Genomic DNA, 15,723 nt, shown 5'->3' with positions numbered 1-15,723 from the left:
TGACAGTATTCTGAGCGCCTATGGCCGGCCTGATCCCACAGTCTTTTATCGATGACCTGCTCAACCGCACCGATATCGTCGACGTGGTCGCCTCGCGCATCCAGCTGAAAAAGGCCGGCAAGAACTACACCGCCTGCTGCCCCTTCCATAAAGAAAAAACCCCCTCGTTCAGCGTCAGCCCGGACAAACAGTTTTATTACTGCTTTGGCTGCGGCGCCGGCGGCAACGCCCTGGGTTTTGTCATGGACCACGACCAACTGGATTTCCCCCAGGCAATCGAGGACCTGGCCAAGCGCGCCGGCATGGAAGTGCCCCGCGAGGAAGGCGGACGCAGCAACAAGCCGCGCCAGCCTACGGATTCGCCGCTTTATCCACTGCTGACCGCTGCCGCCGAGTTCTACAAACAGGCGCTGAAAAGCCACCCGCAACGCAAAGCCGCGATTGACTACCTCAAAGGTCGCGGCCTGTCCGGCGAGATCGCCCGCGACTTCGGCATGGGCTTCGCCCCGCCTGGCTGGGACAACCTGCTCAAGCACCTGGCCAGCGACAGCCTGCAGCAGAAGGCGATGATCGACGCCGGCCTGCTGGTGGAAAACGCCGAAAGCGGCAAACGCTACGACCGCTTCCGCGACCGCATCATGTTCCCCATCCGCGACAGCCGTGGCCGCGTGATTGCCTTTGGCGGCCGAGTACTGGGTGACGAAAAACCGAAATACCTGAACTCTCCGGAAACCCCAGTGTTCCATAAAGGCCAGGAGCTTTACGGGCTGTTCGAGGCGCGCAAGCACAACCGCGACCTCGACGAGATCATGGTGGTTGAAGGCTACATGGACGTCATCGCCCTGGCCCAGCAAGGCCTGCGCAACGCCGTCGCCACCCTCGGCACCGCCACCAGCGAAGAACACCTCAAACGCCTGTTCCGCGTCGTGCCCAGCGTGCTGTTCTGCTTCGATGGCGACGCCGCCGGGCGTAACGCCGCCTGGCGCGCACTCGAAGCGACTCTATCGAGCCTGCAGGACGGCCGCCGCGCACGCTTTCTGTTCCTGCCCGACGGCGAAGACCCGGACACCCTGGTGCGCAGCGAAGGCACCGACGCCTTCCGCGCGCGCATCAACCAGCACGCCCAGCCGCTGGCCGACTACTTCTTCCAGCAACTCAGTGAAGAAGCCGACCCGCGCTCCCTGGAAGGCAAGGCGCACCTGATGACCCTGGCCGCGCCGCTGATCGACAAGATCCCCGGCAACAACCTGCGCGCCCTGATGCGCCAACGCCTGAGCGAAATCACCGGCCTGTCCGGCGAAGCCCTGCAGCAGATGGCGCCAGCCACGCGCAGCAGCCAACCGAGCCAGAGCAGCGCACCGCCCAGCGACTACCCGGATTACCCCGAGATTCCCGACAGCGCCTATTACGATGTCGAGCCGAGCCGCAACGAATACGAAAACCCCAGCCCCGCGCCAGAGTTTGAACGCAACAAAGGCAAGGGCAACTGGAAGAAAGACGGCGGCAAGTGGAGCAAGAAGGGCCAGGGCGAGTTCGCACCGCGCGCGCCACGCACTGCAGTCAGCGTCGAATCGCCGCACCTGAGCGCACTGCGCACCTTGCTGCACCACCCACAATTGGCGCAGAAGGTCGAAGATGTCAGCCATTTCGCCGCCGAAGACGATACCTACGCCCAGTTGCTGGTCGCCTTGCTTGGCGCCCTGCAAAAAAGCCCCAACCTGCGCTCACTGCAACTGATCGCACGCTGGCACGGCACCGAACAGGGCCGTCTATTACGCGCCCTGGCCGAAAAGGAATGGCTGATTTCAGCCGACAACCTTGAACAACAGTTTTTCGACACTATAACTAGTCTAGTAGCCCGCCAACGCGAGCGCAGCCTGGAACATTTGCTGCGCAAAGCCCGTCAAAGTGAGTTGAGCGCAGAAGAGAAAGATCAGCTGCGCAGCTTGCTGAGCCGTAATGCATCACCGGTAATCCCGAGTCCAACTGGCGCTTAGGGGTGTTACTCGGGTATAATCCGCGGCTTGTTTTTTGCCCGCCAAGACCTTCAGTGGATAGGGTGTTATGTCCGGAAAAGCGCAACAGCAGTCTCGTATCAAAGAGTTGATCACCCTGGGTCGTGAGCAGAAGTATCTGACTTACGCAGAGGTCAACGACCACCTACCGGAAGATATTTCTGATCCGGAGCAGGTGGAAGACATCATCCGCATGATCAACGACATGGGGATCCCCGTACACGAGAGTGCTCCGGATGCGGACGCCCTTATGTTGGCCGACGCCGATACCGACGAGGCAGCCGCTGAAGAAGCCGCTGCAGCGCTGGCAGCGGTGGAGACTGATATCGGCCGCACGACGGACCCAGTGCGCATGTATATGCGTGAAATGGGCACCGTGGAATTGCTGACCCGCGAAGGCGAGATCGAAATCGCCAAACGCATCGAGGAAGGCATCCGTGAAGTGATGGGCGCTATCGCTCATTTCCCCGGCACTGTCGACAGCATTCTGGCCGAGTACACCCGTGTTACCACCGATGGTGGTCGCCTGGTTGAAGTCCTCAGCGGCTATATCGATCCGGATGACGGCATCGTTCCCGCTGAAGCGGCTGCACCTGTCCCAGTTAAAGACGGCGATGCTGCCGAAGAAACTGACGACGACGAAGCTGAATCCAGCGATGACGAGGAAGAAGAAGGCGACGGCGGTCCGGACCCAGAAGAGGCCCTGCGCCGCTTCACCGCGATTGGCGACGCCCTTGAACTTGCCAAGAAAGCCCTGAAAAAGCACGGTCGTAACAGTAAGCAAGGCATTGCCGCGCTGAAAGAAATGGCCGAGCTGTTCATGCCGATCAAGCTGGTGCCCAAGCAGTACGACGCATTGGTTGTACGTGTACGCAGCTCTCTGGAGCGCCTGCGCGCCCAGGAACGCGCCATCATGCAACTCTGCGTACGTGATGCACGTATGCCGCGCGCCGACTTCCTGCGCCTGTTCCCAGGCAATGAAATCGACGTCGAGTGGTCCGCTGGCCTGGCCAAAGGCAAAGCCAAGTACGCCGAAGCCATCGGTAACCTGCAAGGCGACATCCAGCGCTGCCAGCAAAAGCTGTCTGCCCTGGAAGCCGAATGCGAGTTGACCCTGGCTGAAATCAAGGACATCAACCGTCGCATGTCGATCGGCGAGGCCAAGGCCCGTCGCGCGAAGAAAGAGATGGTTGAAGCGAACTTGCGTCTGGTGATCTCGATTGCCAAGAAGTACACCAACCGTGGCCTGCAGTTCCTCGACCTGATCCAGGAAGGCAACATCGGCCTGATGAAGGCGGTGGACAAGTTCGAATACCGTCGCGGTTACAAGTTCTCGACCTACGCCACCTGGTGGATTCGCCAGGCGATCACCCGTTCGATTGCCGACCAAGCGCGCACCATCCGTATTCCGGTGCACATGATCGAGACAATCAACAAGCTCAACCGTATTTCCCGGCAGATGCTGCAGGAAATGGGTCGTGAACCGACCCCGGAAGAGCTGGGTGAGCGCATGGAAATGCCTGAGGACAAGATCCGCAAGGTATTGAAGATCGCTAAAGAGCCGATCTCCATGGAAACCCCGATCGGTGATGACGAAGACTCCCATCTGGGTGACTTCATCGAAGACTCGACCATGCAGTCGCCAATCGATGTCGCCACTGTTGAGAGCCTTAAAGAAGCCACTCGCGAAGTACTCTCCGGCCTCACCGCGCGTGAAGCCAAGGTACTGCGCATGCGCTTCGGCATCGACATGAATACCGACCACACCCTTGAGGAAGTCGGTAAGCAGTTCGATGTAACCCGCGAGCGGATTCGTCAGATCGAAGCCAAGGCGTTGCGCAAGCTGCGCCACCCGACGAGAAGCGAGCACCTGCGCTCCTTCCTCGACGAGTAACACCAAAACCCCCGGCCCTGCCGGGGGTTTTGCATTCTGGGCAACTACCAAGGCCTGCCAGGCGGTCTACACTTTTGCTAATTGCCCAGCGAACGAGCCAACCCATGCCGCGTGTTGCAGCCACCCTCCTGTTGTGTCTGGCCTGCTGGACCGTGCCCGCCCTCAGCCTTGAGCTGACGCCCGCCGAACAGACCTGGCTGGCGGAAAACCCGCAACTGAGCCTGGGCGTTGACCGCGACTGGCCGCCGTACGAATTTATCGACAACAATGAGCAGTACCAGGGCCTCGCCGCCGACTACGTGCGGCTGATCGAACAGCGCCTGCCGGTCACCCTGCGCCCCGCCCCGGCACAGAACTGGAGCGAAGTGCTGGCCGATGCCAGAACCGGCAAGCTGCACCTGCTGCCCAGCCTGATGGCCACCCCCGAACGCGAGCAGTACCTGACCTTCACCCGCCCCTACCTCGACTTCCCGATTGTCATCCTGAGCCAGGAGCAAGGCCCACAACCGCGCAGGCTGCGCGACCTGCAAGGGCTGCGCGTGGCCGTGGTGGACAGCTACGCCACCCACGAACTGCTGCGCGACAAACACCCCGATCTGCGCCTCTGGCCGCGCCCCAGCGTCGCCGCCGCCTTGCAGGCACTGGCCTCCGGGCAGGCCGATGCAATGGTCGGCGACCTCGCCTCCAGCGTCTGGCACCTGCGCCAACTCAAGCTCGATGGCATCGTCATCAGCGGCCAGACGCCGTACCGCTACCAACTGGCCATGGCCGTACCCAAGGACCAAGCGATCCTGGCCGGCATTCTCGACAAACTGCTGGGCGAACTCACCCCCAGTGAAATCGCCGAAATCCAGCAGCGTTGGGTGAGCGATCCGCTTGACCAGCGCCCGTTCTGGCGCAGCCTGCTGCTGTTTGGTCTGCCCGGCTTGTTGGCAGCCCTGCTGATCATCTTCAGCATCCTGCGCATCAACCACCGCCTGCGCAGTGAAATGCACAACCGCGCCCTACTCGAAGGCGAGCTGCGCAACAGCGAGCAGCACTACCGCGGCCTGGTGGAAAGCCTCAACGCCGTCGCCTGGCAGATGGCCCCCAGCGACTTTCGCTACACCTATGTCGCGCCCCAGGCAGAGAAACTGCTTGGCTATCCGGCGCAGGACTGGCTGCAGCCCGGCTTTATCGAACGCATCCTGCACCCCGATGACGCGCGCCGCACCCTCGACTATTGCCGCAGTGAAACCCTGGCCGGGCGCGACCACAGCATGGATTACCGCATGCTCGCCGCCGACGGCCGCGAAGTCTGGGTACGCGATATCGTCACGCTCTCGCCGCTGGATGGCAGCCAGATGCTGCGTGGCCTGCTGATCGACATCACCGAAACCAAGCGCACTGAACAAGCACTGGCCCTGTCGGAGCAGAAGTTCGCCTCGGTGTTCCACAGCTGCCCAGACATCATCGCCCTGCTCAACCTGCACGACGGCCGCCTGCTGGCGGTCAACAACACCTTCGAGCAGCAGTTCGGCATCAGCGCCGCCGAAGCCATCGGCCATACCAGCTCAGAGCTGGACCTGTGGATGGAGCAAGGCATCGGCCCACGCATTCTGGAAATGCTGCGCAAGGGCAGCGCGCACAACATCGAGGGTCGCTTTCGCCGGCGCGACGGCAGCCAGTTCACCGCGCTGATTTCCGCGCAGAAGGTCACCCTGGATGACAGCAGCACCCTGGTCGTGGCAGTACGTGACATCAGCGAATTGAAGGACACCCAACAGCGCCTGAAACTCTCTGAGGACAAATTCGCCAAGGCCTTCCACGCCTCCCCCGACGGCCTGCTGATCACCCGCCTGAGCGACGGCCAACTGCTGGACGTCAACGAAGGCTTCAGCCGCATCACCGGCTACAGCGTTAACGAAGCGACCGATAGCTCGACCCTGCAACTTGGCATCTGGGCCGACCCGGAAGACCGCACGCGGATGTTCGAGCACGTACAACAGCACGGCTCGGTGCGCGACTTCCGCGCCCTGATCCGCACCCGCAACGGCTCGCTGCGCACCTGTGAGATGTCGGTGCAGCCGATCCCCATCGAAGGCGACACCTGCATGCTGACCATCGCGCGCGACATCACCGAGCGCGAGCAGATGCAGGAAAACCTCAAGCAGGCCGCCACCGTTTTCGAAAGCACCGCCGAAGGCGTGATGATCACCGACCTGCAGCAACGCATCACCGCCGTCAACCGCGCCTTCACCACCATCACCGGCTACAGCGAAGCCGAAGCCCTCGGCCAGTCGCCGCGCCTGCTCGCCTCCGGCAACCACGACAGCGCCTTCTACGCCGCCATGTGGCACAACCTCAGCGCCTCCGGGCACTGGCAAGGCGAGATCTGGAACAAACGCAAAAGCGGCGAGCTCTACCCGGAATGGCTGACCATCAGCGCCGTGCGTGACAGCGATCAGCAGATCACCCACTTTGTCGGCGTGTTTGCCGATATCAGCTCGCTCAAGCACGCCCAGGCCAGCCTCGACCACCAGGCCCATCACGACCCGCTGACCGGCCTGCCCAACCGCATGCTGTTCGAAGCACGCCTGCGCGCCGCCCTCGAAGACGCGCACATCGACAAACGCATGGGCGCCGTACTGTTTATCGACCTGGACCGCTTCAAACACATCAACGACAGCCTCGGCCACCCGGTCGGCGACCAACTGCTCAAGAGCATTGCCGTACGCCTGAAAGCCCACCTACGTGATATCGACACCGTGGCGCGCCTCGGCGGTGATGAATTCATCATCCTGCTGCCCGGCCTGCAACACGATGGCGATGCCGAACTGGTGGCGCACAAGCTGCTCGACTGCTTCAGCCTGCCCTTCCAGTTCGACGAGCAGGAGCTGTTTATCAGCGCCAGCATCGGCATCAGCCGCTACCCGGACGACGGCGACGATGTCGCCACCCTGGTGAAAAATGCCGATGCCGCCATGTACCGCTCCAAGGCGCGCGGGCGCAACCGCGTCGAGCTATACACCCGCGACCTGACCTTCCAGGCCACCGAACGCATGGCCCTGGAGCGCGAACTGCGCCGCGCCATCGAGCTGGAACAACTGCAGCTCTACTACCAACCCAAGCGCAGCCTGAGCAGCAACCGCCTGATCGGCGCCGAAGCGCTGGTGCGCTGGCATCACCCGGTATTCGGCGAAATCCCGCCGGACCGCTTTATCCCCCTGGCCGAAGAAACCGGCCTGATCATCGCCCTCGGCGACTGGGTACTGCGCCAGGCCTGCTGGCAAATGCAGCAATGGCAACAACAGCACGCCCCCTTCGGCCCGCTGTCGGTCAACCTGACCGGCGTGCAACTGCGCCAGCCGCACCTGCTGGTACGCATCTCCAGCCTGCTGGAAGACCACAACCTGGCCCCCGAACTGCTGCAACTGGAAATCACCGAAAGCTTCATCATGAACCAGGCCGAAGAAGCGCTGAACCTGCTGCACCAGCTGAAAAACCTGGGCATTCAACTGGCCATCGATGATTTCGGCACCGGCTACTCCTCGCTCAGCTACCTCAAGCGCCTGCCGGTCGACACCCTGAAAATCGACCAATCCTTCGTGCGCGGCCTCCCCAATGACAGCAACGATGTTGCCATCGTGCGCGCCATCATCGCCCTGGGGCGCAGCATGCAACTGACCGTGATCGCCGAAGGGGTAGAAACCAAAGCCCAGGAACTGTTCCTCGCCGCCGAAGGCTGCGAGCAAATCCAGGGCTTCGTCATCAGCCGCGCCATCCATGCGGACGCCTTCGCACAAAACTTCCTCACCCCGCGCCATTCGGTTGGCGCTGCCGAGAAGGCACCGGTATAATCCGCCCGCTTCTGAGGGCCCATAGCTCAGTTGGTTAGAGCAGAGGACTCATAATCCTTTGGTCCACGGTTCGAGTCCGTGTGGGCCCACCAACTTGAAAGCCGCGCACTGCGCGGCTTTCGTCTTTCTATCGTGGACACATTTGTCACCACGGCGCTTTTCACACACCGAGCGGCGTCCACAAATCGTCCACATCGCCTATTCAGCGATTCTCAGGATGCACCCGCTCAAGCACGACAGAAGCGATTTCCGCAGCATTAAGGCGGCGCATGGAAAGGCGGGCACGAATAGGGATAAAGACCGACAGCATGCGCTGATAGGTTTCGACCATTCCGCAGTGCGAGTTATTGGCCGCAGTAGCTTTCAAGCTCTGGAACCGGTCGAGATCGTCCACTAGATAGCTGGCGATACTCAGGTATTCGCATTCATGGTTGCCATCAAAGCCTGGAAACGTAATGAACGACTCAACATTTGGGTATTCATCCTTGACCTGTTCCCGCCCTTCGTCATCGAGTGCCCGGTATCCCTCGGCGAGGAACTGGAACATGTCCAGCACGTCGACGACAAACCTCACGTTCTCCGGGGTTTCGATACCTAGGCTCAGGCCAGAATAGGCCCAGTCCAAAACCCATAGATCGTTATTGATAACAGCACGGCTCACCAGTGACGGATCCACACTGTCCTTGATACCCGCCTTTTGATGCAGATCACTCAGCATCACCAAGATCAGCTTTTCAACCGGACTTGCCTTCATTTGCGTTCCCTCTTCTAGTTAAGGCGACCCTTCTAGGCTGCCGGGTGTACTGCTAACCAAAATTGGCCAGCAGTGAAATCTCGCGGCATAAGCCAAAAATATCCGCTTAAACTGAATTCTGTACCGGATCAACGCCTGACCTTCTTCAAGAATTTGGTAGAGACATATGTGATCGAGCAGCTGGGCAAGTTCGCGGCTATCGAAGCCGGCAACGTGGAGTTCGTCTGACTATGAGCCTGGCCCTTGCCCACAAGCAGCGCATGCTTGAGCAAGGCCCGGCCGCCAGCAGCGCGGGGTCTTACACCCCCGCCACTGCCCTGGCTGGCCCGGCCAACGCACAGAAGCACCTGGCGCTGATGACCACCGCGCTGGCCGAAGATCTGGCCCGCCTGTCTGACCTGAATTCGATGGCCGACCGGCAACAGCTCAAGCGTGAAGAGCTGCTGCCCAAGTACCTGGAGTATGTGCAGCGCTACCGCGATTCAGGCCTGAGCCACCCCAATATGGTGGTGATGCAGGTTCTGGTATGGCTGTTCGACACTGAGCAGTTCGAGGCCGGCCTGGAACTGGCGCTGTTTGCCATCGAACAAGGCCAGGAAATGCCCGCCCGCTTCAAGCGCGACGTGCCCACCTTTGTGGCTGACGCGGTGATTGACTGGGCCGAAGCCGAGCAAAAAGCCAAGCGCAGCCCCGAGCCTTACCTGTCGCAGCTGATGCCCTACGTGGACGGCTACTGGGCCGAAATCATGGCAGACGATGAAGCACCACTGCCAACTCCCTGGAAGCTCTACGAGCGCATTCCGGCGCGCTTCCACAAGCTGCTGGGCATCCTCGCCATGGAGCAGGAACAGTGGGGTGATGCCGTTGATCACTTCGAACGAGCCACCACGCTTTACCCGGAAATTGGCGTGAAAACCCGCATGGACGACGCCAGCAAAGCCCTGCGCAAGCAGCAAGCCGAGCAGGACAAGGCCGACGAAAACCAGAACACCTAACCGACTACCCCCCCCGGTGGGGGCCTGCCAAAGCTATGGCCTTGTGCCAATGCCTAACAGCAGCCACCCCCGCCCCCTATTTTTGAGCGGCCAGCATGAGCTTTTCCGGCAAACCCACCACCCTGGTGGAACAAGCGATCACCAACGACGGCTTTTGGCCCGACTTGGGCGTGAGCGAGTTTCAGAAAGGCTACCGCCTGCCAGCGGAGTATCTGGTGGATCTGCTGGCCGACGGCATCACCAACGCCATGGGTGAAGTGAACCGCGATCTGGCCAAGCGCAAAGCTGCTTGGCAGGCCGCTGGCATCGCCACCGTGGCAACCGCTGACCCGCAGGTATTGCAGGAACGGGCGTTCTACGTGGCCACCTACAAGCGGGCGGTTTACTGCCGCGCCAAGGCCTATCTGCTGCAGCAGTTCGCCACGGTTATTCGTCAGCGTGGAGCAAGGCACCAAGCACGCCGACAGCCTTTGGCGCCACGTAACTGATGGCCCGATTACTCTCGACACCACCGCGCTGACATTTGAAATGGAAGCCGGGCGCACTGGCGTTGCGGGTGGGATTTATGACCTTGTAACGGTTAATTCCCGTGGGCAGGTAGTTGGCGGATCCAAGCAAGGGTTTGTCACCCTCAGTTCCAACACTTTGCTGGGCAATCAGCATCGCGGCACGGTTTTACTAGATGCCAGCGCCGGCCCCCGAATATTCACACTGCCCGAGGTGAACCCGGCGCTCGGCGTCGTCGATATTCTGTTACGCCGTAGCGATTCAACGGCCAATACTCTGACGCTCGCGGCAACTGGCGCTGACAAGATCATGCACAAAACCAGTCTGGTGCCGGGCGGCCTTTCTACTTATTCGCTGCTGTATTCATAGGCCCACCAGTTCGCGTACAAAGCTCAATCCATCTAGAGAACCAACCAACACCACGCCCGCGCTCAGCACCCATTCATGGCCGGGGGGCTGACCTTCCAGCAAGCCATTGCGCAGCTGGAACGGATCGCCAGGCCCGATTAGGCGAGCGCGCATGCTGCTGTCAGCAGTGCCGCCCGCCAGCAGCGCCTGCAGATCTGCCAACTGCTGGTCGCGCCCTTGCTGCTGGGCGACCTTACGGGTTACATCGGTAACGCTGAGCCAAACGCAGATGGCCATCCGATGGAAGAAGTAATTCAACGCACCGTAGAGCGCCGCTTTCCTGAGCTGACCGGTGGCTATCACCTGCCGCGCTTCGGCCGTGTGGTAGCCGCACCGGACGCCCCCGAAACGCAGGGACTGTGCGACGACTTCCGCCCGCGCTTTGCCGTGGATGTGGAGGTGCTGCTGCCAAACGGCGAGCCAGATCCGGCGCTGCCCATTCTGCAAAGCCTGCCATTGCCTGTGCCCAACGGCGGCCAGGAAGCGGGCATGTATGGCTTCCCCGAGGAAGGCACCACCGTTGTGGTGGGCTTCGCCTATGGCCTGCCGCATAAACCGTTTATTCAGCAGATCCTCGCCCACGGTTTGAGCCTGCCGCGTGTGCCAAAAGGTGATCAGGTATGGCAGCACAGCGAGGCCTGCCAGCAGCGTGTGGACGCCGACGGCAATTGGCTAAGGCAGACCCGCGATCAGGCCATAGAGCGCGAAGTGGAAGCCCTGGACAACACCGAACGCTACCAAAGCAGCACCGTGGAAGTGGACGACCACAGCACCGAAACGGTGGGTGGCATCAAGAAAGTGGAAGCGCTGGGCGCGCTCAAGCTGCTGTCGGGCGGATCTGCCAGCCTGGCCGCCGTGGACGACCTGCACCAAGCCACCGGCCGCGACCTGAACCTAGTGGTGGGACAGAAGCACAACGCCACGGTGGGCGGCGATAAGCAGACGCAGATCCAGGGCCAGTTCACCGAACAGATCAAGGGTCTGCGCAAAAGCGTGAGCCAGGCGAGCCAGCACCTAGAAGCACCGAAAACCTGGGTAGGTTCCAGCGCCGTGAATGTGCTGCAGGTGCTGTGTGATCTGATCGATCTGGTGGAGCAGATGAACATCCAGCTGGCCAGCCACACCCACATTCCAGGGCCAACACCGAGCCCTACTGACGCCAGCCAGTTCACTGCCAAGGCGGGCCAAGCGCTCGCGTTAGGGGCGCAGTTGAAGCCGATCACTCTTTGAGTAACTAGCGGGACTCTAAGCGGCCAAATAGCGTACTTGTAACGAAAGCTTCAACGCCGTTCATCACATTTGCTTGCTGTTTGAGCAAGCAAGAGTTACAGTTTTATCGTAAATTTTAGATATCGGATCACTGAGGTAAGCGATATGGCACTTCAATTTCACGATAGCCCGTTCCACGTCACGCACGACGAGGACACAGCCAGCAAAATGGCGCTGAAAATGGATTTGTCGATATTTATTACAGACTGCATCAAAAAACTGGGCCTCAAGCAAAGTGAGGCCGCAGCTAAGTTGAACGTGACCCAATCGCGCGTTTCCGAGCTAGCCAACGGCAAGATCGAAAAATTCACGGTCGATGCAATGATGGATATGCTTGATAAACTTGGCTTTCGTACCAATTTCACCTTACCGTCCAACGATGCCGGGACGTCACCTCAAATCGTCATTGCTCGGGCTCAAGCCTGCTAGACGTTGAGCCCCATTGCCCGAAGCTCCTTCTTCAATTCCTTCAACCGATCTTCCGCAACGGCCATTGCGTGACGATCGGTTCTGTTCGTCGTTTTCACGAACGAATGCAGGACGACAACCATATCCGCATACTTAGCGATGTAGACGCACCGGTATGCGGGGCTGCCATTGATGATGAGTTCAATAGCACCAGCTCCGACCGAATCCGATAGCTGCTTGATCGGCAGTTCCGGATCCTCGTTGTACTGAATACGCCTCAGACCTTTGCCGAACTCATCTTGCACTTCTTCCGGCAGATCCTTGTACTCGCGCTCAGCAGCCGCACTTACAAAAGCAAATTTTCTCAATACTCCATTCCCTCCCTATGGCTGATGAAAGCCCTCCAAGGCTAATCCCAGAGGGCGATGCCATTCTGCCATGAGAAAAGTCCGCTGCGGATAAAGAGAGGCTAAAGGATGATCTGATTGATCTGGTGAAACAGATAAACACTCAGCTGGCCGGCCACACCCACATTCCAGTGTGGCAACGCTGAGCCCTGCGGACGCCAATCAGTTCAGCGCAAAGCGGGGCAGGGATTGGCTCGAGTGAAGCGGTTAAAGACGATCACCGCATAGCAAAAGCCAGGCTACTTGCAGGTTTTCTATAATCATTCAGTCCGTGAGCGACAGCCTAATATGGATGTCGCGTGGTTTGACCCCGTGGCGCTTCGCCAACTGCTCTAGGATCTCTTTACTATCAAAATGCATCCATTCGCCGTGCCACGGCTCTCGACAAACCGGAACACCAAGCGCTTGCAGATCAGCGCGGTGATTAACAAGTTTTCCATCTGCTAAATAAGACTTTCCAGCCGTCGAATCCTCCCAGTCCCAATTCAGTTTCCCTACGAGAGCTACATCCTTCCAGATTTTCGTGAAATACAACCTGTAGGTCTGAACTTCACCGCCACGGAATGAAAGGTCGACCCTATCTAGCTCACCAATTAGGCTTGGATGAAATTCTTTCTTCTGGCCAGGGCCGAAGTCCACGGTGCGCCCAATAGTCACGTGCGTTGCACGCGCTAGAGATGTCTCCACAAGCACTGATCCCTCAATGTAAAAGCGAAAGAGCGCCGTTTCATAATCACCATGTTTAAGCTCGTACCTGGCTAACCTGATTTGATCCATTTCCGTCTTATCCCTTTTAGTCACTAAATCAGAAACTGTAGGTCATCATCATTATTGGTTTCGCCTAAGCAACCGACAACTCCCGCAGCGCAGCAGTAGCCAAGAACCCCGACCGAGACGCATAGCGATGATCCCTTTTCACCACATCGTCAATTCGCTGCAGCAGGTTTTCCGGCAGGGTGGCATTGAATCTAACTGACTTGCCAAGGTATGGCGTCACGTCAAAATCAACGATAGCCCACACACCGCCGGCATAGTCTGGATTAGCCACATGCACGTCTACTTCTTGCGCTTGTGGTAGGGCTTCACCATCAGCCACCACCCCTTCAAAGTGAAGAGCCAGCGCTTCCTGGGCATTTTCCAGAGCCTCTGAAACAGTGGCACCCGCAGAAAAGCAGCCCGGCACATCGGGCACGGTCACCCCATAATCCGAATCAGCGTCTTTGTGCAGTACGACTGGAAATTTCATTTCTTGAACCTCTAACGATTAGCTAAGGGGCTGCTGCGCAGTCCTGGTAACACAACGGGCCGAACATTTGAGAGGTGTTGCCGGCCTCACTTGAGGCCGGCTGTTTTCAGTATGTTGTTCAGCGTTCCCTTTGGTATCTCTGACTTGGGGTGTGGAACAGTCACCCTACCCGGCTTGTCTGGATGCTTGAACTGGTGGTGACTACCCTTTACTGCCACCTCGTACCACCCATCCGCCTCGATCAGCTCAATCACCTCTCTACTTCGCATCCGGCCCTCCTTTCGCCTACTAATGGTGTGTACTGTACACACCGATCTAGACTAGCGCAATATTTTTATACACACGATACACACAAGAACGCATTCCGCTGGAAAACTCGCCAAAAAACAAAACCGAGGGAAGGAACGCACTCCTCCCCGCCGACGGGCTTTATAAAAATTTCGGTAATGTGCAATCAGAGGGGTGACACAGGAATGACGCTAGACCAGCAGTGGCGCGGGGCCGGGCAGACAGGTGCCGTTTTCACGTTGTGAAAGGTTTGGTGAAGATGTGAAAGTCGGTACAGTTTGAAGTGTCCACATTGCGTCCACAACGGATAGCAAACAATGCGGAACGTATGTACATATATCCCTGAAAACATCGATATAGAGGCTTTTCCCCAGTAGCGGCGCGCATATTTTTAGGGCTCATAATCCTTTGGTCCACGGTTCGAGTCCGTGTGGGCCCACCACCTTTAAAGCCGCGCAGTGCGCGGCTTTTTCATGCCTGCAAGAAAAAGCACGCAGCAGGCGCCTGAGCAAACGCACCTTAAGCGGTCGAAAGGCTCACATCGCTTGGCAGATCTGATTAGACAGTGAGCCGAATAGGCTCGCTAATCGGCTCCCAGATACGCCATCCCAATACCCCCCTTCCGGATCGGCCGCAGTTACGCTGGCGCAGCCATGCAAAACAGCCACTCGCCCACCGCTGCTGTTAGCAATTAGTCGTTGAACCCTTGAGCTGGCGCAGGCAATTGGCCATTATCCGGGGCAGTGTCATGCATTTGGAAATCCGACACGCCTGCTCGCTCGGCTTACGGGCGCCACTCAAGCGGCATTGCTCAAGGAAGAAGGCATGGACTACAGCGTCATCCTGCGGCCCGTTCTCGATACGATGACCTGGCTGCTTCCCGCCATGCTGCTGGTCGGCCTGCTCAAGTCGCCCTGGGCCAAGGGCCATATTGGTGAACTGCTGGTGCGCTTATTCGCCCATTGGCAGCTGGACAAACACACCTACCGCCGCCTGCACAACGTCACCCTCAACACGCCCGACGGCACCACGCAGATCGACCACGTATTCCTCTCGCCCTATGGCATCTTTGTGCTGGAAACCAAGAATATGAGCGGCTGGATCTTCGGCAGCGAAAAGCAGGCGCAATGGACGCAGAAGTTCTACAAACGCACCTTCAAATTCCAGAACCCGCTGCGGCAGAACTACAAACACCTTAAAGCGCTGGAAGCCACCCTGGGCGTAAACCCCGAGCACCTGCACTCGGTCATCACCTTTGTCGGCGGCAGCAGCTTTAAAACCGAAGTGCCGGCCAACGTCACACAGGGCATCGGCTTTATCCGCTATATCCAATCATTCCAGCAGCCGGTATTTAGCGCGGCTGAAGTCGACGCCATGCTGCATGCCCTGCAAACCGGCCGCCGCGCGCCATCGCTCGCCACCCAGCGCGAGCATGTGCAAAACCTTAAACGCAGAAGTGATCCGACAGCCGAGCGGCAATGCCCGAAATGTGGCAGTGCGCTGCTGATCCGCACCGTGAAATCAGGGGCGAAAGCGGGGTCGCAGTTTTGGGGGTGCTCGGGGTTTCCGAGGTGTAGAACTGTGCAGAACCTTTAGACATACCATGCTGATGAGGTTTTTGGTTTAGCAGAGTTTAAACAGGACACGAATCCTTCCAGCGCAGATGAATAATAAGTTTGTCTTTGACTCACAA

General features: G+C 59.0%; 14 protein-coding genes, 1 tRNA gene and 1 pseudogene. 10 read left to right on the top strand and 6 right to left on the bottom strand.

The window, feature by feature from the left end; all coding sequences use genetic code 11:
• Positions 1-20: 20 nt before the first annotated feature.
• The 4 genes from dnaG to P3C18_RS13580 all read left to right on the top strand — a co-directional run bounded on the left by dnaG (position 21) and on the right by P3C18_RS13580 (position 7,840).
• On the top strand, positions 21-1,997 hold the full coding sequence (dnaG, locus tag P3C18_RS13595) for a DNA primase (RefSeq protein ID WP_275962380.1): 1,977 nt from the start codon (positions 21-23) through the stop codon (positions 1,995-1,997).
• 67 nt (positions 1,998-2,064) lie between these two features.
• Positions 2,065-3,909 carry an RNA polymerase sigma factor RpoD gene (gene rpoD / locus P3C18_RS13590; RefSeq protein WP_275962379.1) on the top strand — a complete coding sequence of 615 codons (1,845 nt, stop codon included), beginning with the start codon at positions 2,065-2,067 and terminating at the stop codon, positions 3,907-3,909.
• A 104-nt stretch (positions 3,910-4,013) separates the two neighbouring features.
• On the top strand, positions 4,014-7,748 hold the full coding sequence (locus P3C18_RS13585; RefSeq protein ID WP_275962378.1) for an EAL domain-containing protein: 3,735 nt from the start codon (positions 4,014-4,016) through the stop codon (positions 7,746-7,748).
• 15 nt (positions 7,749-7,763) lie between these two features.
• A tRNA-Ile gene (locus P3C18_RS13580) sits at positions 7,764-7,840 on the top strand.
• Between the two features lie 110 nt (positions 7,841-7,950).
• Here the strand turns inward: P3C18_RS13580 and P3C18_RS13575 are convergent.
• Complete coding sequence (locus P3C18_RS13575) at positions 7,951-8,502, bottom strand: YfbU family protein (protein ID WP_275962377.1); 552 nt, start codon at positions 8,500-8,502, stop codon at positions 7,951-7,953.
• 230 nt (positions 8,503-8,732) lie between these two features.
• On the opposite strand from P3C18_RS13575, the gene gpM reads away from it, so the two are divergent.
• From gpM to P3C18_RS13560, 3 genes are all read left to right on the top strand, one after another.
• Positions 8,733-9,497 (top strand): phage terminase small subunit, encoded by a 765-nt coding sequence (gpM, locus tag P3C18_RS13570; protein ID WP_275962376.1) that lies wholly within the window; start codon positions 8,733-8,735, stop codon positions 9,495-9,497.
• A gap of 95 nt (positions 9,498-9,592) precedes the next feature.
• A complete protein-coding gene (locus tag P3C18_RS13565; protein ID WP_275962375.1) occupies positions 9,593-9,985 on the top strand; it encodes a head completion/stabilization protein in 393 nt (130 codons plus the stop codon).
• A complete protein-coding gene (locus P3C18_RS13560; RefSeq protein ID WP_275962374.1) occupies positions 9,936-10,373 on the top strand; it encodes a hypothetical protein in 438 nt (145 codons plus the stop codon). The genes P3C18_RS13565 and P3C18_RS13560 overlap by 50 nt, the downstream gene beginning before the upstream one ends.
• On the opposite strand, the pseudogene P3C18_RS13555 reads toward P3C18_RS13560, so the two are convergent.
• A pseudogene (locus tag P3C18_RS13555) lies at positions 10,368-10,613 on the bottom strand (hypothetical protein); the annotation flags it as partial. The gene P3C18_RS13560 and the pseudogene P3C18_RS13555 sit on opposite strands and share 6 nt — an antisense overlap.
• Before the next feature lie 39 nt (positions 10,614-10,652).
• Between P3C18_RS13555 and P3C18_RS13550 the strand changes: the two are divergent.
• Positions 10,653-11,642, top strand: coding sequence for a hypothetical protein (locus P3C18_RS13550; RefSeq protein ID WP_275962373.1), 990 nt, complete (start codon positions 10,653-10,655; stop codon positions 11,640-11,642).
• Positions 11,643-11,786: 144 nt separating this feature from the next.
• Positions 11,787-12,110, top strand: a complete 324-nt coding sequence (locus P3C18_RS13545; RefSeq protein ID WP_275962372.1) for a helix-turn-helix transcriptional regulator — start codon at positions 11,787-11,789, stop codon at positions 12,108-12,110.
• Here the strand turns inward: P3C18_RS13545 and P3C18_RS13540 are convergent.
• The 4 genes from P3C18_RS13540 to P3C18_RS13525 all read right to left on the bottom strand — a co-directional run bounded on the left by P3C18_RS13540 (position 12,107) and on the right by P3C18_RS13525 (position 14,011).
• A complete protein-coding gene (locus P3C18_RS13540) occupies positions 12,107-12,457 on the bottom strand; it encodes a type II toxin-antitoxin system RelE/ParE family toxin (protein ID WP_275962371.1) in 351 nt (116 codons plus the stop codon). The two genes, P3C18_RS13545 and P3C18_RS13540, sit on opposite strands and share 4 nt — an antisense overlap.
• Positions 12,458-12,760: 303 nt before the next feature.
• Positions 12,761-13,273, bottom strand: a complete 513-nt coding sequence (locus tag P3C18_RS13535) for a hypothetical protein (RefSeq protein ID WP_275962370.1) — start codon at positions 13,271-13,273, stop codon at positions 12,761-12,763.
• 64 nt (positions 13,274-13,337) lie between these two features.
• Positions 13,338-13,742, bottom strand: coding sequence for a type II toxin-antitoxin system HicB family antitoxin (locus P3C18_RS13530; RefSeq protein ID WP_275962369.1), 405 nt, complete (start codon positions 13,740-13,742; stop codon positions 13,338-13,340).
• An 86-nt stretch (positions 13,743-13,828) separates the two neighbouring features.
• Positions 13,829-14,011, bottom strand: coding sequence for a type II toxin-antitoxin system HicA family toxin (locus P3C18_RS13525; protein WP_275962368.1), 183 nt, complete (start codon positions 14,009-14,011; stop codon positions 13,829-13,831).
• Positions 14,012-14,855: 844 nt separating this feature from the next.
• Here P3C18_RS13525 and P3C18_RS13520 point away from each other — a divergent pair.
• Positions 14,856-15,626: an NERD domain-containing protein gene (locus tag P3C18_RS13520; RefSeq protein WP_275962367.1), complete on the top strand. Its 771-nt coding sequence runs from the start codon at positions 14,856-14,858 to the stop codon at positions 15,624-15,626.
• Positions 15,627-15,723: the final 97 nt, after the last annotated feature.

Origin of the sequence: Pseudomonas sp. 1928-m (genome assembly GCF_029269135.1) — a bacterium.
GTDB lineage: Bacteria > Pseudomonadota > Gammaproteobacteria > Pseudomonadales > Pseudomonadaceae > Aquipseudomonas.
The sequence above is the reverse complement of the archived record's forward strand: the minus strand, read 5'-3'. Positions and strand labels throughout refer to the sequence as shown.

What these genes read in the sequence shown, in the direction of transcription:
- dnaG (WP_275962380.1), top strand. Translation starts at nt 21, where the DNA reads ATGGCCGGCCTGATCCCACAGTCTTTTATCGATGACCTGCTCAACCGC.
- rpoD (WP_275962379.1), top strand. Translation starts at nt 2,065, where the DNA reads ATGTCCGGAAAAGCGCAACAGCAGTCTCGTATCAAAGAGTTGATCACC.
- P3C18_RS13585 (WP_275962378.1), top strand. Translation starts at nt 4,014, where the DNA reads ATGCCGCGTGTTGCAGCCACCCTCCTGTTGTGTCTGGCCTGCTGGACC.
- P3C18_RS13575 (WP_275962377.1), bottom strand. Translation starts at nt 8,502, where the DNA reads ATGAAGGCAAGTCCGGTTGAAAAGCTGATCTTGGTGATGCTGAGTGAT.
- gpM (WP_275962376.1), top strand. Translation starts at nt 8,733, where the DNA reads ATGAGCCTGGCCCTTGCCCACAAGCAGCGCATGCTTGAGCAAGGCCCG.
- P3C18_RS13565 (WP_275962375.1), top strand. Translation starts at nt 9,593, where the DNA reads ATGAGCTTTTCCGGCAAACCCACCACCCTGGTGGAACAAGCGATCACC.
- P3C18_RS13550 (WP_275962373.1), top strand. Translation starts at nt 10,653, where the DNA reads ATGGAAGAAGTAATTCAACGCACCGTAGAGCGCCGCTTTCCTGAGCTG.
- P3C18_RS13545 (WP_275962372.1), top strand. Translation starts at nt 11,787, where the DNA reads ATGGCACTTCAATTTCACGATAGCCCGTTCCACGTCACGCACGACGAG.
- P3C18_RS13535 (WP_275962370.1), bottom strand. Translation starts at nt 13,273, where the DNA reads ATGGATCAAATCAGGTTAGCCAGGTACGAGCTTAAACATGGTGATTAT.
- P3C18_RS13530 (WP_275962369.1), bottom strand. Translation starts at nt 13,742, where the DNA reads ATGAAATTTCCAGTCGTACTGCACAAAGACGCTGATTCGGATTATGGG.
- P3C18_RS13525 (WP_275962368.1), bottom strand. Translation starts at nt 14,011, where the DNA reads ATGCGAAGTAGAGAGGTGATTGAGCTGATCGAGGCGGATGGGTGGTAC.
- P3C18_RS13520 (WP_275962367.1), top strand. Translation starts at nt 14,856, where the DNA reads ATGGACTACAGCGTCATCCTGCGGCCCGTTCTCGATACGATGACCTGG.